Below are 19,065 nucleotides of genomic sequence, written 5' to 3'. Positions count from 1 at the left end.
AAAATCGTAGATATTAACACGATTGGATAACTACATTATAGTGTATATTTAACAAAATTGTCAAGTTTAACCGCTATATATTGTCTGAAAAATGCAATTTACCCAATATAATGTGCACATATCTTGATGAAAAGCCACGAGCCGCCATAAAGCGTCCCGCAGCCGCATATATTTTCTTGTTGTCAGTTTCTGCTGTTAGCTTGCGCTGATTGCGCTGCACGAAAAGCTGCGCCGCATTCTCCGCCTGCTGCTCTTCAATGTCAGGCGTAAAGCGTTCCATGATTTCCGCAGCCACGTCCGGGCGTATGCCGCGCTTGGTCAGCTCCAGCTGCAGATGCTGTCTGCCGTAATAGCGTTTGGCCAGCCAGACCTCGTACACCCTTTGAGCGTAACGCTCCTCGTTCAGCAGGCCGTAATCCTCTAGCTTAGCCACAGCCTCCAGCGCCTGCGCCTTAGTTGCACCCTTGCGCTGCAAGCGCTCCAGCATATTCTTATGGCTATAATCACGGTAGGACAATAAATCCAGCGCGCAGTCATAAACCTGCTGCGCGCCGGTAAAGCCTTCTTCCTTTTTCTTATTCCTTAAAGATCGACTCCACATCCTGCAACGGCTCCTCAGCTGCTTCCTTATTATCGCTCTTGGCAATCGTCACTGCGCGGATTTTAGCTTCGATTTCTTGGGCAATTTCCGGATTTTCACGCAAAAAGTCTTTAACCTTTTCTTTACCCTGACCTAAACGGATATCACCGTAGGAATACCAGGCACCGCTCTTGTTGATAATATCAAGGTCTGCGCCCAGATCAACAAGGCAGCCCTCATGAGAAATGCCTTTGCCATACATAATATCGAACTCAGCCTGTCTGAACGGAGGTGCTACCTTGTTCTTGACAACCTTAACGCGGGTACGGCTGCCGATAACATCGTTGCCGTTTTTCAGCGTGTCGATACGACGTACATCCATACGGACGGTAGAGTAGAATTTCAGTGCGCGGCCACCGGTAGTGGTTTCCGGATTACCGAACATAACGCCAACCTTTTCACGGATCTGGTTGATGAAAATAGTAGCACATTTGGATTTGGAAATCAGACCTGTCAGCTTACGCAGAGCCTGGCTCATCAGACGTGCCTGCAGGCCTACGTGGGAATCACCCATTTCGCCTTCGATTTCGGCACGCGGAACCAAAGCTGCAACGGAGTCGATAACGATAATATCAATAGCGCCGCTGCGTACCAGTGCGTCAGCAATTTCCAAAGCCTGTTCGCCGTTATCCGGCTGAGAAATCAGCAGATCGTCAATATCTACACCCAGATGACGGGCATATTCCGGATCCAGTGCATGCTCCGCATCGATAAATGCCGCATAGCCGCCCATCTTCTGAGCTTCAGCAATCATATGCAAAGCAACGGTAGTTTTACCGGAAGATTCGGGACCGTAAATCTCAATAACACGTCCGCGCGGAATACCGCCGACACCAAGAGCAATATCCAGGGATAAAGCGCCTGTAGGGATAACCTCTATATTCATTTTGGCACTTGCTTCGCCCAGCATCATAATGCTGCCCTTGCCAAAATCCTTTTCAATCTGGTGCATCGCCATGTCTAAGGCTTTCTTTTTATCTGCGTCCATCTGCCTGCCTCCTAATATATAAATTTAAATTTAATCGATTCACTGCCTTTATTATACAAACAAAAGTTTCTTTTGTCAAGAAAAGTTTTGTTATTTGATATTCTGTTTAGCAGCCTCCAACTGTGCCTGCTTTTCCTTTTCTTCCAGCAGGTGCTTGATTTCATCCTGAGTATATTCATAGGTGCTGTTGCAGAATTCGCAGTGTGCTTCCGTAGTTTTGTCCTGCGCCAGCTCCTCCAGAGATTTTACATCAAGGCTGCCCAGAGCCGCCAGAATGCGCTCACGGCTGCAGCGGCATTTGAAACTCAGGGGAATGGTTTCTTTAATATCAACGTCCAGACCGCGGCCGAGAATTTCTATCATCTTTTGCGGAGTATAACCGATTTCCAGCAGCTGGGTTACATACGGAGTCAGGTTAACGTTGTTTTCCAGCTTTTCCAGAACCTCGTCGGCGCAGCCCGGCATAGCCTGAATAAAGAAGCCGCCGGATGCGGTTACGTTGCCGTCCTTGTCAACCAGTACGCCCAGAGCAACGCTTGTCGGTGTCTGTTCGGATACATAGAGGTATTTGGTCAGGTCGCTAGCGATTTCGCCGTCCTGCAGCTCGCAGTAGCCTGTGAAGGGCTCTGCATTCTGCAGATAACGCGTTACGATAATATTGCCCGCGCCGATGCCGCCGCCGACATCCAGCTTGCCATTTTTCAGGGGCAAAAATGCATCGGGGTTTTCTACATAACCGCGCACTGTGCTGCCTTCGGCATCTGCTACTACCTCGCCCAAAGGGCCGTCGCCCTTCAGACGCAGGCTGATGCGCTCGTTATCCTTCATTGTTGCGGCCAGCAGCAGCGCGCCGTTCATCGCACGTCCCAAAGCAGCGCTTGCCAGATGGGAGCAGCCGTGCTTTTTAGCTGCTTCCTGTACCAGATTAGTGGTGCATAATGCATAAATACGTACACCGTCGGCCGTAGCCTTTGTCAAAACATCTTCCATAATATCTGCCTCACAATCCTGCCTTACGGCAAAAATTTTAATTGCTTAATAAAACAAGCCCACTAAACTACTGCTAGCGGGCTTGCAAATTTCATGCACCGGGAACAGCCTGTTATCAGCTCTTCCACATTGTCAATTATAAATCATAATAGTCAAAAAGGCAAGCGGTGAAAATGTTACATTTCTTTGAAGAGATTTACCATTTCCATTGCGGTCATTGCGCAGTCTACGCCCTTGTTGCCGGCCTTGGTGCCAGCACGTTCTACAGCCTGCTGAATGTTTTCGGTGGTGAGTACGCCGAAGGCTACTGGTACGCCGGTTTGCATGCTTACCTGAGCGATGCCTTTGGAGGCTTCGGCGCATACATAGTCAAAGTGCGGGGTTGCGCCGCGGATTACTGCACCTAAGCAGATTACTGCGTCGTATTTGCCGCTTTCTGCGAGTTTTTTTGCTGCCATGGGGATTTCGAAGGCGCCCGGTACCCAGGCTACGGTGAGGTCTTCGTCAGCTGCTTCGTGGCGGATCAGGCAGTCGATGCAGCCGCTGAGGAGTTTGCTGGTGATGAATTCGTTGAAGCGGGCTACGACGATAGCGATTTTCATGTTTTTGGCGGTGAGTTTTCCTTCTAAGGTTTTCATGGTTTGTTCCTCCTAATGGTTTGTTCTTCTATTTTTTATTATGCTTGCTGTTATGATACTTTTTGCCCAGGGCGGCAAAAAGTATCCAAAAAACGCCCTTTACGGCTGCTCCGCCGGATTCCGGCGACTAGATTCGCAGAATTTTTCACGTCGCTGATTTTTGTGTGACGTGCTTCCTATTAGTTACGTCAACACTCCAGCGAAAAATTCCTGTGCCTGTCCGTTGCTTGCGATGTTCGCAGAACATCGATGTGCTTGCGGGCCCGTCGTCCGTTCCGGTCTGCGCAGCGCCGAGTATGACGTGCTTATTGTTCAGCCGAAGCTTACGTTTCGGATTGCGCAGCGCCTAGGGTGGCGTGCTTATTGTTTATAAGCAGGTTATAAGTGCGTAATTAATATATCGTGAAGCGAATAAAAATTTTAGCATATTTTTCCTGTGCGTAATGATATGTTAATTACAACGCTTACACTCCCATATATTTCTTAGTGCTTGCCGCAGCCACAGCCTTCGTGGAGCTTGTGGCCCATTTTCTCTTCTTTAACGTCGAGATAGTGTTCGTTGTATTCGTTAGGCTCCATGATGATGGGCACGCGGTCGGTGATGGTGATGCCATAACCGGAGAGGCCGATGCGTTTTGCGGGGTTATTGGTAATCAGGCGGATGCTGGTAAGTCCGAGGTCAGCCAGAATTTGTGCACCCATGCCGTAATCACGCAGGTCGGGAGCAAAGCCCAGGCGCACGTTAGCCTCTACAGTATCCAAGCCCTGATCCTGCAGTGCGTAAGCACGGATTTTGTTAGCCAGACCGATGCCACGTCCCTCCTGACGCATATAAACAACAGCGCCGCAGCCTTCCTTTTCAATCATCCTCAGCGCAGTTGCCAGCTGGTCGCCGCAGTCGCAGCGCAGGCTGCCGAAGGCATCACCGGTCAGGCACTCGCTGTGTACGCGCACGAGCACGTCCTTTTTACCGGCAACATCGCCCTTGACAATAGCAACATGACAAAGGTTGTCCAAATCATTTTCATATGCAATGATGCGGAAATTGCCGTATTTAGTCGGCAACGCAGCCTCAGCGGCACGATGCACCATTTTTTCGTGTGCCTTGCGATAGGCAACAAGCTCGGCAACGGTGATGAAAACGAGCTTATGCTTTTTGGCGAACTCGATTAAATCCGGAGTGCGTGCCATATGGCCGTCATCGTTCATAATCTCGCAGCAGATGCCTACGGGCTGCAGGCCTGCCAGCTTGCACAAATCAACAGTGGTTTCGGTGTGACCGGTACGCACCAGTACACCGCCCTTGCGTGCACGCAGCGGGAAAACGTGACCGGGACGGCGGAAGTCGCTCGGCTGTGCACCGGGCTCAGCGCATTTTTTCATGGTATATGCGCGCTCGTAAGCAGAAATACCGGTGGTAGTGTCAACATGGTCAATAGAAACAGAGAAGGCTGTTTCGTGATTGTCGGTGTTGTGCGTTACCATAGCACCGAACTGCAGCTTATCCATAACCTCGCTGTCTGCCGGCATGCAAATAAGTCCGCGTGCTTCCTTAGCCATAAAGTTAATAGCCTCGGGAGTGCACAGCTCGGCTGCCATAATCAGGTCGCCTTCGTTTTCGCGGTCCTCGTCATCGGTTACCAGTACCATCTGACCTGCTTTAATCGCAGCGATGGCTTCATCAATTGTATTATACTTAAACTTTTCCATTTTCTACCTCTTTATCGCTGCTCAGATAAACCCATTCTCCAGCAGCATATTTTTATTTAAAGCAGGCTCCTGAGTCTGCTTGGGGTTAAATTTTAACATTTGCTCTACATATTTGCCGATAATATCCGTTTCCAGATTTACGCTGTCGCCCACATCCTTAAAGCCAAGCGTCGTTCCCTTGGCGGTATGCGGAATCAGCGATACGGAAAAGCTGCTTTCCGTAACCTGCTTCACCGTCAGGCTGATACCATCAATCGCAATGCTGCCCTTTTTGATGATATATTTCAAAAGCTCCGGCTGGGTGTTGATTGTCACCACCATCGCAATGCCCTCAGGTTTGCGACTTGCAATTACGCCCAGTCCTTCCACATGTCCGCTGACGATGTGACCGTCAAGACCGTCGCACAGGCGCAGCGTGCGCTCCAGATTCACTCTGTCGCCGGCATGCAGGCTGCCGATATTGGTCAGGCGCACGGTTTCCGGCATCACGTCGGCGGTAAAGGCGGTGTCATCCATGCTTACTACCGTCAGGCAGGCGCCGTTAACGGCAACGCTGTCACCGATTTTCAAATTCTGCAGTACCTTCACCGCAGCAACTGTCAGGTGATATGATTCACCCTGCTGCGCCAGCTTCTGCACCGTGCCCAGCTCGGCTACCAATCCTGTAAACATTATTCAGCCTCCTTCGGCAGCTCCTGCTTGTCCAGCTCCGGCACCAGACCTGTTATCAGCACATCACTGCCCAATTTTTCGATTTCGACCTCTGTAAGCTGCCAGCACGTTTCTACCAGACTGCTGCCTGCACCGCCCACCGGGGGCAGAGCTGCAGCGCCGCCAATCAGCTTGGGCGCTACAAAGGCGCACACTCTGTCAGCAAGGCCTGCATCAAAGAAGGCACCGTGAATCGCACTGCCTCCTTCTACCAGCAGGCTGGTAATACCGCGCTCAGTCAAGGCCTGTACAACCTGTGCCACAGGCAGCACGCCGTCAGCCAACGGCAGACGTACCACCTCTACGTTAGGCAGAGCAGCCAGCGCTTCCGCCTTAACGATATCGGCATCAAGACCGGTAAAGATAATTGTATCCGCCAGCGGATTCAAAACCGCTGCCATCAAAGAAATTCTCAGGCTGCTGTCAAGCACTACGCGCACCGGATTCTTGCCGCGCACCAGACGGGTTGTCAGCTCCGGGTCGTCCTCCAGCACCGTGCCGATGCCGACAAGCACAGCGTCATGCTGCTTACGCAGGCGATGCGCAAAGGTACGTGCCTCCTCACCGGTAATCCACTTGCTGTCGCCGGTTGCCGTGGCAATCTTGCCATCCAGAGTCATAGCGTATTTTAAAGTAATAAACGGACGCTTTTTGGTAATCCAGGTAAAGAAGCGCTCGTTCAAGCGCTGCGCCTCTTTTTCGCATACGCCGGTAACAACCTCGATACCCTGCAAGCGCAAATATTCCAGGCCCTGTCCCGCAACCTTGGGGTTAGGATCAAGGCAGGCCACCACAACCTTGCTGATGCCCGCACGTGCCAAGGCTACGCAGCATGGACCGGTACGTCCGTAATGTGCGCAGGGCTCCAGCGTTACATAGGCCGTTGCCCCCTGAGCCATCTGCTTAGCCTCCGCCAAGGCATTGACCTCGGCATGCGGTTCGCCGGCCTTATGATGATAGCCCTCACCCACAATATTGCCGTCATCGTCAACAATCACACAGCCAACCATCGGATTGGGACTGGTGTTGCCCTCTGCCTGCAGCGCCAGCTCCAAAGCCCGCTGCATATATGCTTCATCTGTCATTCTTGCCAAAATATCACCTTCCAGTAATATAAAAAACCGCATAAAGACCTAAGGAGCCCTTATGCGGTAAAATACAGTTTTGCCACCTTTTCTCATCCAGACTATACTGTCGGTACCGGAATCACACCGGTTCGTGCGCTGCTGCGCTAGCGGACTTTACCGCCGATCGGGAATTGCACCCTGCCCCAAAGGTTACGTTATGAAGTTGCTTTTATTATAACGTCAATTTTTCTTCCAGTCAAGAAAACTATACGTGAACACTATGATTTACTTCGCTGCCTCTTTAATAATTTCGTAGGTCCAGCGCGCAGTGTTGTACAGATCCTCTTCCTTCAGATATTCCGCGGTAGTATGCACATTGCTCATGCCGGTTGCCAAAAGGCCGCAGGGCAGGCCGTAGCCGCAAAGATAGTTGCCGTCGCTGCAGCCGCCGGTTGTTTTCAGCTCTACCGGGAAGCCCAGGGTTTCCGCAGCGCGTGCTGCCAGCTTAATGCATTCGTGGTCCTTGTTCAGCTCCACAGCAGGACAGCCTTCCACTACGTCGAATTCAACCTGACCGCCGCCGGCTTCAACAGCTTCTTTAATCAAAGCGATGGTAGAATCCTTCAACGCTTCCAGACGCGGTACGTTCAGAGAGCGCATATCAATGACAAATTTAGCCTCCGGGCAGACAATGTTGGTGCCTACACCTGCGTTGAACATGCCGATGTTAAAGGTAGTTTCGCTGTCCAGACGACCATAAGCAGGCAGCTTGGACAGAGCGTCCGCCGCCAGCATAATCGCATTGACGCCTTCTTCCGGAGCAATGCCTGCATGGGCAGCCTTGCCCTTGACGGTTACATAAATATCGTACAGCTTCGGTGCAGCGTAGGTAATTTCGCCCGGTGCGCCGCCGATATCCATGCAATAGCCGTAATCAGCCTTAATCCAGCTTTGGTCCATGTTTACTACGCCCAGGCAGCCGATTTCCTCGCTGACGGTAAAGCACAACTGCACGTCGCCGTGAGCTACTCCATCCTCCTTCAGTGCGCGTACCGCCTCCAGCATGGCAGCAACGCCAACCTTGTCGTCACCGCCCAGAGTTGTGGTACCGTCGCTGTACAGCACGCCGTCCTTGCGGACAACCTTGGTGCCTGTTGTCGGTGCTACGGAATCCATGTGCGCTTCGAACAGCAGCTTCGGAGCATTCGGCACGGTGCCCTTTACATAGGCCCACACATTACCGCAGGTACCGCCGGTTTTTTCGTGCGCCTTATCCATCTCCGGCTCCAGGCCAAGCTCGCGCAGCTTCGCCATAATCAGCTCAGCTTCCTGCTTTTCGTCCTTGCTGGGGCAGGGAACGCTTACCAGCTCTATAAATTCATCAATCAATCTTGTTTTGTTTATCATTACAGTCACCTCGTAGTAGTTTAAGATATAAGCATATTATATACCTTAATGAAAGCCGCGCGCAAGTTTAACTGCCGGCAATATTACAGCTGCAGATAGCGGCAGGCCAGATACAAAGCGCCCGCAACCAAACCACCGCAGGCACGGATGCGCAGCTTTTTCGCATCCACACGCTCCGGGTCGCTCTTCTGCAGACGGCCGATACCGCCTAGCAGCAGCCACGCGGAAAACAGCAGCATAGCCGCCGCCAGATAATCCCAGCTTTCCAATTTAGCAAAAATCTCCATTATATCACCTATTCTTTATTCTTTTGCGGACACAGATATGCATAGTGACAGTAAGCACAGCTTTCGTTACAGATGCAGGCGAAATCGTCCTCCTCGCCCTTACCGCTGATTTCCTCGCACAGCTCTATTGCTTCCTGCAGATATGATTTATCCAAAGGCAGCTGCCAGACGCTCATGTTCTGCAGAAAGTGCAGCTCGGCGCGCACAACTCTTTTGCCGGGGTACAGCTTTTCCGCAGCATCCTTATACAGCGCCAGCTGATAAGCATAGCCCAGCTTCACCTCGTCAGGCTCCGGCGGCGTACCTGTTTTATAGTCCACTATAATCATATTATCATCTTCGTCAAAGGCCAGCAAATCGATTACGCCCTCAGCCGCCAGCTCCTGCTGCAGAGGCTGTACAAATTCTAATTCACGCTTCTGCTTTTTGGGCAATGCTTTATACAAATCGCTGACAATATAAGCATCAAACATACTCTTGGCCTGTGTTGCCGCAGCGCCGGGAGCAAATTCCTCCAACGCAATGGCAAAAACAGCCTCCGCATTATAGCCATTATACAGCTCCAGCGCTTTGTGTACAATACTGCCGGTTACACTTGCCGGCAGCTCGTGCGCCTGCTCGCCGGCAACTGTCTGCTCCAGCTCAGGCACTGCCAAAACCTGCTGGTAGTAATATTGACGCTGACAATGCAGGTACGTCTGCAGCGCACTTGCGGTAAAGCAGGTACGGCCGCAGGCTGCGTAGGCAGGCAGCGGTGCCAATGCCAACGGTTCCAGCGCCAGCTGCTGCTGCTCGCCCTGCTGCGCAACAGCCGGGCTTAAAGCAGCGGCACACAAAAGACGTACCCAAGGACAGCTGCTTTCCTGCTTGTCCCAATCCACCTCGTATACTGCCTGCAGCTACTGCCACCAGCCCTTGGCGGCAGGCAGGCCGATAATAGCCTCCGGCAGCTTTTCTTCCGCCACCGTACCGACCATTAAAAGCTGCTTTTGAGCACGCGTCATAGCAACATAAAGCAGACGTCTGCTTTCTTCTTCTTCCAGCTCACTGTCGCGCGTTTTCGCCTGCTCGTAAACACCGCTGTTTTGCAGCTGCATTTCCTTATCAGGCACCTTGATGCCCAAAAGTCCCTGTTCGCCTTCCTTGCCGGGCAAATACTTGATAGAAGCTGTATCGCCCTTCACTGATTTATCTAACTGCGGTAAAATAACAAGATCGAATTCCAGTCCCTTGGAATTATGTATCGTCATAATCTGCAGTGCATCATCGGCCTGTACGGTAGCAGCAGGCTCCTTGCTGCTGCTTGCGCGCAAATCCTTAACGTTTTGCAGCCATTCCGCCAGCGAAGCCTGCTTCGTCTGGCAATACTGCTGTGCCAGGCGGCGCAGCTTTTTGACATTGGCCAGCTTGCTCGGGCCGTTTTCCTGCTGCGACAGAACGAATTCCGGCTTCAGCTCGTCCCAAAGCTGTGCAAACAGCTCCGGCAGTGCCATCAGCGCTGCTGCCTGACGCAGGCTATGTAAGCGTTCGGCAGCATGCATAGCCAGCGCCTGTTGCTCCGGCTGCAGGTTCAGCTGCAGCTCACCGCTGCCGACAGCTTGCAGTACATCCCACAGCGGTTTGTCATTTTCGGTCTGCCAAAAGAGCTGCGTCAGCGTTGCATCATCCAAACCGAAATAGTTGGAGCGCAAAGCACCTGCCAGCTCCAGGCTTGCGTAACGGTTGTGCAGCGCAGCCAGCAGATTCAGAATATCCAGAACCTCCTGCTGCTCATAAAAGCCCTTTCCCTTAACTACTACGCAATTTATGCCGTAGCCTTGCAGCGTCTGCCGCAAAATTTCGCAATGCGTCATTGCTCGCAGCAAAATAGCCTTGCTTGCCCCCGGCTTAAGCTGCGGCTCAACCTTGGGCAGCTCCTGCTGCAGATAGGCGGCGATTGCCTCTGCCTCCTTCTGCCATTTATCCTCTTTAGCGCCCAAGTCATCATCCTTGGATTTATACGGCACCTGCAGCAGGCAAACCTTAGCGCCGCCGGTGTTAGCACCCTCGTGATGCTCCAGGCAGATTTCCTCCTTCGGCAAATCCATCAGCTGACAAAAGGCGGTATTGCAGCTTTCGACAATGCTTTGCGTGCTGCGGAAGTTGGTTTTCATGCCAAGGTTTTTGCCCGCATTCTGCGCAATATCCTCTTTTACCCTATTAAAGACGCTGACATCCGCATGACGGAAACGATAAATAGACTGCTTCACATCACCGACGATAAACAAGTTATTCGTATTATCCAGCTTATTGCCGCAGAGCAGATAAATCAGCTGACGCTGGCGTTCGTTGGTGTCCTGGAACTCGTCTACCATAATATATTTATAGCGCTCCTGATACTTTTGCCGCAGCGCCTCATTCTTCTGCAAATGCTCGATGGCCAGCAAATCCAGATCATCATTAAACAGGACATTATTTTCCTGCTTGCGTGCGCTCAGGCAGGCATAAAACTCCTGCAGCACGGCGAGCCAATCCTGCACTAAATCGCAGCCCTTGGCGTTCAAAATTACATGGTTCAGCTCCTGACGCAGATTTTTTAAATTAGTCAGCTCCGCTGCCAACGCCTTGCCGCTAACCTTAACAACGCCCGACGCATCCAACAGGGAGCAATCCGGCTCCGGTGCCAGCAGCTGCTTTTGCATTTCGTCCAGCAGTCCTGCTGCCTCCGTCAAGGTCTGGCGTCCCTTGGTCTTTGCCCCCAAAGCCTCGCGCGCTTCGATTACCTCGCGCAGAGCAGCAAACAGCTTCTGCTGCAGGGCCGGCAGTTCTTCCTTCGCCTTAAGATAAGGCTCTGCCAGATTATCTTCACGCACCAGCTCCGACAGCTTGTCCCCCAGCGCAGTAACCTGATTAACAAAGCTGTTGACGCCGTAGGTCTGCACCAGCCTGCGCAGGGCAGCGTTTTCCTTGATATTTTTGCGTAAATATTGCTGCAGTGTTTCTTTAAAAAAGTCCTGCGCTTCAAAATCCTCTAAAATCGTAAATTCCGGATCAAGCTGTGTTTCTACCGGGTTATCTCTTAAAATACGGCTGCACAGGCTATGAATCGTGCTTATCGGCGCACTCTCCACCTTCTGCAGATGCTCCTGCCAGCGCAGTCTTTCCAAATCATTCTGCGCCTGCTCCACGCATTCGCTGACAGCCTGACGCACACGCCCCTTGATTTCGTCGGCAGCCTTGCGCGTAAAGGTTATCGCCACAATATTCGTGGGATTAACGCTCAAATCCGAGCGCAGAATTTGCACAAAGCGCTTCATCAGTACATAGGTTTTGCCGCTGCCGGCACCGGCGAGCAGCGAAACATTGCTTTTAATCGTATTTATCGCCAAAGCCTGCTCCGGTGTAGGATTCTTACTCATCGCTCTCGCCTCCCTGTCCGCCGTCGCCGCTCACCAGCTGCACACGGCAAATATCGTGTAACGGGCAATATACATCGCAGCGCCTGCAGCCTGCCAATGCAAAATCGCCTGCATAAATTCTTTCTATATAATCCTTCAGCAGCTGCTCCTTTTCCTGCTTAAAGCTATCCCAGGTCAGCTCTGCGGCGTTCTTCGGCTTTTTATACGGCAAGTCGCTGTTGCCCACGCTTTCCAGCAAAAAGGCACTTTTGCGCTTGCCCTCCTTCAGCGAATAATAGCAGCCGCCGCTGACTGCAAGCTGCTCCTTGGAAAGCGCCGCCACCGCCAGCAGATACACCGGCAGCTGCAGGTCGAGCCCCTGCTCCATAGCACTGCCTGTGGGAGGAGTGCCGCTTTTATAGTCCGTAATAAAGGCATGCTCGCCGTCACTGTCGATTCTGTCAACTCTGCCGATGAGCGATACATCACTGCCGTCACTGAGCGTCAGGTACAAGGGCTTGCCGTTTTTGGAGCTGAAATCCCATTCCACGGCCTGCGGCGTAAAGCCGCCCCAACGCTGCTGGTCCGCATATTCAAAGCGCAGCCAGCGCACCAGCATACGCCAGAGGCGCTGCTTTTCCACCTGCCAGATATCCTCGTTTACGGAAGCAACGGTGCTGCTGCAATCATTACGCGCAGCGGTGCAGACATCCTCAAAGACTGCCTCCAGCTCCTCTGTCAGGTCTTCCATAGATTCGCCGATAATTTTGCTGCCAAGATAAGGCTCAACAAAATTCTTCAGCGTTTGGTGCAGAATATCACCGGCATCCCGCGGCTGCAGCAAATCATCCGCTTCCTCCTCCGCCTGTGCCAGCCACACCTTCTCCGCCAGAAAGCGGAAGGGGCAGGCAGCATAAGCCTCCAGCCTGCTCGCACTGAAACGGCTGCCGATTTGCTTACGCAGCAGCTTCGTCGGCAGGGAATTTTGCAAATCGCCGTTATATTCCGGCTGCTGTGCCTTACGCAGAATATCCGCTTTGGCAGCCAGCCGCAGCTCCGCAGAGGGAGCCTTTTGCCCGCTGAGCTCTGCTATTTTCGGCAAATCCGCAGCAGCAAAGCGCTTGTCGCTGTACGCCTCCTCCGCCGAAGCAACACCGAAATCAGGCAGCGTCTGCGCCTTCACATAGTCCTTGTCCAGACGCTTGTCCTCACTTCCCGGCTGCAAAAACAGCTTCCAGATTTCCTCCAGATAGCTGCTGGCCAGGCTTTCGCCCACATCCTCATGCCAGGTGAGGATAAGCTCCTTTTGCGCCGCACACACAGCCTGAGCAAAGAAATAGGCATCTTCATCAAAGGAGGAGCCAACCGTGGGCAAATCATAACCTGCATCCGCCAGCTGCTTGCGCTCCGTATCGTTATAAATCCAGTTTTCGTTTTTAGCCTGCGGGAATTCGCCCTCGCGCAGGCCCATAATATACACGATGTCGAAGCTCAGGCCCTGTACGTTGCCAACCTCCGTAAAGAGTACGCCGTCCCTGCGGCCGAAGCGCAGAGTAAGCTGCACCTGTCCCAAGGCCTCCTGCAGCAGGCTGTTCCATTGGCTCAGCGTCAGCTTGTAATCACTGTTTTTCGCCACCTCGTAATCACGCACAAGCTGCTGCACAGCCTTCAGTACAGCATCCTTGCTGCGCAGGCAGGCCAGCATAAAGTCAATAGCTACTCCCTGCTTATGCAGGCTTCCCAAGCGTTCCTCCAATGGCAGCGATTGCACAAGCTGCGTCAGCTGCTCGGCATATTCGCTGATGGCAGCCTCCGCCTTAGTGCTTTCTATAAAAGCATCCAGCTGCTGCCACAGCTCCGTTGCATCACCCAGCAGCTCGTGTGCCCTTTGCATAGCCTCCTGACGTGTTTTGAAATACGTTTGCGTGCGCAGGCTGCTTGCCGTTTCCACATCCACATCAAAGAACAGACGCAAAAGCTCGCAGTTCAGCAGCTCCAGATAGGCCGCTGCCGCCTCACGTCCCCTGCCTGCAGCAGTAAGCAGCAGGCGCAGCATAACAGCCAACGGCTGCGACACCAGCGCAGATGTCTGCGGCAGGCTCACCGGCACACCGTATTCATCCGCCAGCTGGCGTAAGCCGCTGTATAAGGAAAAGTCGCGCACGGCAACAACAATGCGATTGGCAGCACACTTTTCATGTGCCAGCTGCTGTTTGATACGCTTCAGCACCCAACGCATCTCCTGCTCATCGGAGGCAAAGCAGTAGCTTTCCACTCCCTCCGCAGGCACCGGCGCAGGTGCATGCCCCAAGTGACGCAGCTGCCACATAGCAACGCCTGCCGGAGCTTGTCCCAATTCCTCTGCCGCAAGGCTTGCAACAGTCGCACCAAGAATTTTCAGCGCGTTGACGGTGTTCGTGCTCGCGCGCATAAACTTGGTAATTGATTCATACTTGGCTTTTTCGTCGGAGCTTACCCTGCGTCCCTCATAGCTCATGCTGATTACCAAATCATCCACATGCTTCGCCAAAGCCTGCAGAAAGTTTATCTGCACCTGATCAAGGCTGAAGAAATCGCAGATATAGATATGCTTCCAGGGGATTTTGCAATCCTTCTTCTGCAGCATTTCCATAGCCAGACGATACTTACCCTCCAGATCGTACCATTTATTGTTTTCCAGATATTGACGATAAAGCAGATAAAAATTGCAGACGCCCAAATCCTTGCCCTTCAGCTCATCCTCCTCAAAGGATTTTTGGATTTGGCCGTAGATATCGTCCTTAGTGGCACCGCAGCGCGAAAGCTGGCTTACGAGTGAGGTCATGGCCTTCACAAAGCCTGTTTTATGCGCCAGCGAGCCGAAATATTCCAGCTGCTTGTGCGTAGTCATACCGGTAAGCTGCTTGTTCTCCATCATATAGTCGATGATATCCTGCACAATCAGCTCCTGACTGCGACGGCTCAATTCCTTGTAATCGGTACCGCCGTTGAGGTTCATCAGCTTACCGGCCAGAGTATCCATACCCATTGTTTCTACATTGGCGTAGGTGCGGCGCACATCGTCCGTCAGCAGGCGGTTCGGCAGCACCAGCACGCCTTCGCCCAACGGCTGCTGCGAAAGCTTCTCTGCCAGCTGCGAGCGCAGGCTGCAGCCGAGAGGTACATAAATCAACTTTGCCATAACAATCTCCTTCTGTTTATCCTTCAACGTAATGTTGGTCAAATCTTTATAATGCTTATTATACCATAAGCGACTGTCAAAGATTGTCTATTTTAAAAACAAACTTTTAGGCATAAAAAGAGGCTGCCACTTAATTGTGACAGCCTCGGGAAATACTATATTATATTATGCTTCGTATTCAGCTAACTTTGCAGCAGCTTTCGGACAGCCTTTTGCGGCAGCCAGCTCGAAGTAGGTCTTGGAGCAGATTTTGTGGCCCATTGCCAGATATTGCTCGCCCAGCTTGTACATATCTTCTGCATATTCAATGTCCTTCAGCTTTGCGGCAGCCTTCGGGCAGCCTTTGGCAGCAGCCAGTTCGAAGTAGGTTTTGCCGCAGATGCAGTGGCCCATGCCCAGATAATGCTCGCCCAGCTTGTACATATCTTCTGCATATTCAATGTCCTTCAGCTTAGCAGCAGCTTTCGGGCAGCCTTTGGCAGCAGCCAGCTCAAAGTAGGTCTTGGAGCAGATGCAATGGCCCATTGCCAGATAATGCTCGCCCAGGTCATACATATCTTGTGCATATTCCATGTCTTTCAGCTGTGCGATTGCTTCCTCGGAGCCTTTAGCGGCAGCCAGCTCCAGATAGGTTTTACCGCTGATGCAGTGGCCCATACCCAGATATTGTTTAGCAAGCATCAGGCAGCCTGCAACATATTCTTTTTCTTTAGCTTCGGCAGCAGCGATTTCCTCATCGGTAACGCCTGCTTTTTCTTTGAACCATGCCATGATAGCGTCCATGTCTTCAGCCTTGTGCAGCACGCTTCTGAATTTATAGTCAATTACCTTGGTAGTATACAGGTACTCAACACCCAGGTCCAAGTCAAAATAATCCAATCCGAAAAATGTCAGAATACCATCAATAACAACCTCAGCATTAGCAGGATCCTTCGCCAGCTTAGCAATTTGTAAATACTTTTCAGCAACAGTCGTCATTTAAAAAACCTCTCTTTTTCATTCTTTTGTAAGAATAATCAATTATTAGTTCCTTAGGAACCAATATAATCATATCACGATTGAAATTAATTATCAACTATTATATGGGAAATGGTAGGAAAATGGGAGATAAGACACTCAAAACATCAAAACTCCCTCGGGATCATATGAGGTTTTAGTTCCAAAATGTTCAATTTTCGTATTATATTTAGCACCCAAATTATAGAAGCGCAGGCTATCCTTCGTCAGATCAGCAATCTTAAGCAACTCGTTTTGTAAAAAAGTATAGTCATGTGGTTCTACCAAGCATTCAAACACAGAATTCTGTACCCGCTGCCCATACTTCAAACACATTTTAGCAATCTTGTTAAGTCTTCTCCTGCCAGCGGCATCCTGAGTATTAACATCATATGTTACCAATATCAGCATAGTATTTTCTCCTCACTTCCACAAATAGCTCGGATATTCATCTATATCTCCACGTATATATCTGGCTAAAAGCTGCGCCTGAACAAAAGGCACTAATCCCCATGGTATTTTTTCTTGCAAAAACGGATGCATAATTACGTCTTGCTTGCGTTTTTGCCAAGCTTCAAAAAATGTCTTTCGTCCATCGTCATTTAATAATACACTGCCATTTTCCTGATTATTAAATGATTTTTCATTAATCACACGATTATTAATCAATGTAAGCACAAATCTATCTGCTATAATGCTGCGAAACTCTTCCATCAAATCAAGAGCTAAAGACAAGCGTCCCGGTCTATCCCGATGCATGAAACCAATATACGGATCCAATCCGGCTCCTTCAAGTGCTGCAGCACAATCATTAGCCAAAATAGTATACGCAAAGGATAATAGAGCATTTACAGGATCGGTCGGAGGCCTTTTATTTCTATTAGTAAATCTAAAATAAGCCTTATTTTGCAATACAAGCTCATTAAACTGCGCAAAATACAAGCTTGCAGCATCGCCCTCCAACCCTCTAAGTATAGCCAAATCTGTACATTTTCTGGACAGCCTTGTTAAACGCATAATTTCACGGCTGGCTTGTTCAATATTAGCTACATCAACAGTTAAAGCATGGTCACGTTTGGCACGCTCCAAAACGCTACGAGAATTATACAGTTTACCAACAATAAAATTACGCGCTATTTTACAGCTAAGCTCCTCTGAATCCGAAATTCTGTACTGTTCTTTGCGTAACAATACATTGCTGTTATTATGTCCCATAACTCTCGCCAGAAATCTTCCGCTTGGTTTATAAAAACACACGGCTATCCCATGCTCAGCACATTTTCCCAATAACGCCGGACTCGCTCCCATATAGCCAAAATATAAAATCTGCTCAAACATACGCAACGGTAATTTTTTTATTGCAGTACCATTCCTGTTTATTACCACGTTTTCATTGTCCAGCGATAAATAAATATCTTCACTTGTCACAAATAAAGTATTCAGTAAATGTCTCATAATGCATCCTCATTTAAAAATTTTGCATAATAATCCGCCACAACTGTCTTCCTGCATATAACCGGCAAGCAAATATCCTTTAAAGAACATAAGCTACAGCCTTTTTTAGGCTTAACATTCGGTGTATAGCCCTGTCTATAATAGTTATGCATTTCACGCAACATAGATTCTACATTTTCACGCATAGAAGCAGTAAAAGCAATCTCTTCCCGACGATGTGTTTCATTATAATATAAAGCACCTTTAGGTATATCAACATGCAGCATTTCTTCCAAACACATAGCCTGACAGCATAATTGTAATCTGTCAGCATCAATCAGCTTACTCTTTCCGCGCTTATACTCTATGGGATAAGGTAGCCACAATCCTTCTCGTCCATATAAAGTGCATCCGTTTTCAGTCTTATTGAATTCTACAACATCACATTGTCCGGAAACGCCTAATCTTCTTGAAAAGATACTCAAAGAACGTGTAATTAACAGATTACCGCGTTTTTCTATAAAGCCATCATCATGACACCGTTCATGGACTATGTTACCCTCAATGGTTCTTACATTTTCCTGCCATTGATTTTCTATATGAATCAACGCCCATTGTCGACGGCAAAAGCAAAAATGCTGAATACCTGATAATTGTAAGAATTCATCTTCACAATATTCCATAAGAATTCTCCTTTCCCTTCAGGATAATCAAAATACGTTATTTGCATTAACAAAACCGAAAATCCAACCATGTTCCGTATTTCAATCCACGCTCCCTCGCGGGAGCGACTGTGTTGCCCAAAGGTCATAGGACTGATTTCAATCCACGCTCCCTTGCGGGAGCGACCCACTTCATGACAAGGACGTTTGGACTGACGCTGATATTTCAATCCACGCTCCCTTGCGGGAGCGACACCAAAGCAACTACTACATTCGCTACTACTGCTACTATTTCAATCCACGCTCCCTTGCGGGAGCGACACCAAAGCAACTACTACATTCGCTACTACTGCTACTATTTCAATCCACGCTCCCTCACGGGAGCGACGTATTGCCTTCTTTGCGATACCGCACGGCAACTTTATTTCAATCCACGCTCCCTTGCGGGAGCGACCCTTGCGCTACCTTCGCGGTTATACTTACCAGTGCATTTCAATCCACGCTCCCTTGCGGGAGCGACCATATCGCATTCCTCGGCAAATGTTTGGTCAGCAAGCATTTCAATCCACGCTCCCTTGCGGGAGCGACCTTTTTGGCTAGCTTTATGCAAAAATTAGCAGTGGGATTTCAATCCACGCTCCCTTGCGGGAGCGACGATGCTTTAGAGCATCCTAACTTTTTAGCACAGATTTCAATCCACGCTCCCTCGCGGGAGCGACCTGGTTACAATCTTTTCCGTTCTCCGATACTTGAATTTCAATCCACGCTCCCTCGCGGGAGCGACGACCTGACGAGCAGGCCGAAACGTACACTTATCAAATTTCAATCCACGCTCCCTCGCGGGAGCGACATTGTAACTGCCACTCGTGACCCCTTCTTCTAGATTTCAATCCACGCTCCCTCACGGGAGCGACTTATCATCGGATTAGGTAAAAAGTATCATTATTATTTCAATCCACGCTCCCTCACGGGAGCGA

General features: G+C 50.2%; 16 protein-coding genes, 1 CRISPR repeat array and 1 riboswitch. All 16 genes read right to left on the bottom strand.

Annotated elements, in window-relative coordinates; all coding sequences use genetic code 11:
* Nucleotides 1-73: 73 nt before the first annotated feature.
* On the bottom strand, nt 74-601 hold the full coding sequence (locus tag Q7Q81_RS01540) for a regulatory protein RecX (protein ID WP_304273154.1): 528 nt from the start codon (nt 599-601) through the stop codon (nt 74-76).
* Nucleotides 576-1,628, bottom strand: coding sequence for a recombinase RecA (gene recA / locus Q7Q81_RS01535; RefSeq protein ID WP_009145142.1), 1,053 nt, complete (start codon nt 1,626-1,628; stop codon nt 576-578). The genes Q7Q81_RS01540 and recA overlap by 26 nt, the downstream gene beginning before the upstream one ends.
* A 90-nt stretch (nt 1,629-1,718) precedes the next feature.
* Nucleotides 1,719-2,618 (bottom strand): Hsp33 family molecular chaperone HslO, encoded by a 900-nt coding sequence (hslO, locus tag Q7Q81_RS01530; RefSeq protein WP_304273152.1) that lies wholly within the window; start codon nt 2,616-2,618, stop codon nt 1,719-1,721.
* A 176-nt stretch (nt 2,619-2,794) separates the two neighbouring features.
* Nucleotides 2,795-3,256, bottom strand: coding sequence for a 6,7-dimethyl-8-ribityllumazine synthase (ribH, locus tag Q7Q81_RS01525; protein ID WP_009145144.1), 462 nt, complete (start codon nt 3,254-3,256; stop codon nt 2,795-2,797).
* 483 nt (nt 3,257-3,739) lie between these two features.
* Complete coding sequence (locus tag Q7Q81_RS01520; protein ID WP_304273149.1) at nt 3,740-4,966, bottom strand: bifunctional 3,4-dihydroxy-2-butanone-4-phosphate synthase/GTP cyclohydrolase II; 1,227 nt, start codon at nt 4,964-4,966, stop codon at nt 3,740-3,742.
* Between the two features lie 21 nt (nt 4,967-4,987).
* The gene (locus Q7Q81_RS01515) at nt 4,988-5,638 is read right to left on the bottom strand and encodes a riboflavin synthase (protein WP_304273145.1); all 651 of its coding nucleotides are present in this window, start codon (nt 5,636-5,638) and stop codon (nt 4,988-4,990) included.
* Entirely contained in the window at nt 5,638-6,762 is a 1,125-nt protein-coding gene (gene ribD, locus Q7Q81_RS01510) for a bifunctional diaminohydroxyphosphoribosylaminopyrimidine deaminase/5-amino-6-(5-phosphoribosylamino)uracil reductase RibD (RefSeq protein WP_304273345.1), read from the bottom strand. The genes Q7Q81_RS01515 and ribD overlap by 1 nt, the downstream gene beginning before the upstream one ends.
* Nucleotides 6,763-6,842: 80 nt before the next feature.
* Nucleotides 6,843-6,959: riboswitch (FMN riboswitch) on the bottom strand.
* Between the two features lie 70 nt (nt 6,960-7,029).
* A complete protein-coding gene (locus Q7Q81_RS01505; RefSeq protein ID WP_293692119.1) occupies nt 7,030-8,151 on the bottom strand; it encodes a M20/M25/M40 family metallo-hydrolase in 1,122 nt (373 codons plus the stop codon).
* Between the two features lie 83 nt (nt 8,152-8,234).
* Complete coding sequence (locus Q7Q81_RS01500; RefSeq protein WP_009145937.1) at nt 8,235-8,438, bottom strand: hypothetical protein; 204 nt, start codon at nt 8,436-8,438, stop codon at nt 8,235-8,237.
* A gap of 8 nt (nt 8,439-8,446) precedes the next feature.
* Nucleotides 8,447-9,319 carry a RecB family exonuclease gene (locus tag Q7Q81_RS01495; protein ID WP_304273142.1) on the bottom strand — a complete coding sequence of 291 codons (873 nt, stop codon included), beginning with the start codon at nt 9,317-9,319 and terminating at the stop codon, nt 8,447-8,449.
* 18 nt (nt 9,320-9,337) lie between these two features.
* Entirely contained in the window at nt 9,338-11,836 is a 2,499-nt protein-coding gene (locus Q7Q81_RS01490) for a UvrD-helicase domain-containing protein (RefSeq protein WP_304273139.1), read from the bottom strand.
* Nucleotides 11,829-14,996: a PD-(D/E)XK nuclease family protein gene (locus Q7Q81_RS01485; protein WP_304273136.1), complete on the bottom strand. Its 3,168-nt coding sequence runs from the start codon at nt 14,994-14,996 to the stop codon at nt 11,829-11,831. Before Q7Q81_RS01485 ends, Q7Q81_RS01490 begins: the two co-directional genes overlap by 8 nt.
* A gap of 165 nt (nt 14,997-15,161) precedes the next feature.
* A complete protein-coding gene (locus Q7Q81_RS01480; protein WP_210684750.1) occupies nt 15,162-15,974 on the bottom strand; it encodes a hypothetical protein in 813 nt (270 codons plus the stop codon).
* A gap of 138 nt (nt 15,975-16,112) precedes the next feature.
* Nucleotides 16,113-16,403, bottom strand: a complete 291-nt coding sequence (cas2, locus tag Q7Q81_RS01475) for a CRISPR-associated endonuclease Cas2 (protein ID WP_293809903.1) — start codon at nt 16,401-16,403, stop codon at nt 16,113-16,115.
* Between the two features lie 12 nt (nt 16,404-16,415).
* Nucleotides 16,416-17,447: a type I-C CRISPR-associated endonuclease Cas1c gene (cas1c, locus tag Q7Q81_RS01470; protein ID WP_303680467.1), complete on the bottom strand. Its 1,032-nt coding sequence runs from the start codon at nt 17,445-17,447 to the stop codon at nt 16,416-16,418.
* The gene (gene cas4 / locus Q7Q81_RS01465) at nt 17,444-18,109 is read right to left on the bottom strand and encodes a CRISPR-associated protein Cas4 (RefSeq protein ID WP_304273133.1); all 666 of its coding nucleotides are present in this window, start codon (nt 18,107-18,109) and stop codon (nt 17,444-17,446) included. The genes cas1c and cas4 overlap by 4 nt, the downstream gene beginning before the upstream one ends.
* Nucleotides 18,110-18,187: 78 nt before the next feature.
* A CRISPR array of direct repeats spans nt 18,188-19,002; the repeat unit is 31 nt; unit sequence ATTTCAATCCACGCTCCCTTGCGGGAGCGAC.
* Nucleotides 19,003-19,065: the final 63 nt, after the last annotated feature.

The organism is Phascolarctobacterium succinatutens (assembly GCF_958453765.1).
GTDB classification, from domain to species: Bacteria; Bacillota; Negativicutes; order Acidaminococcales; family Acidaminococcaceae; genus Phascolarctobacterium_A; species Phascolarctobacterium_A succinatutens_B.
Note: the sequence above shows the minus strand (reverse complement) of the source record. Positions and strands in the feature narration are given on the sequence as shown.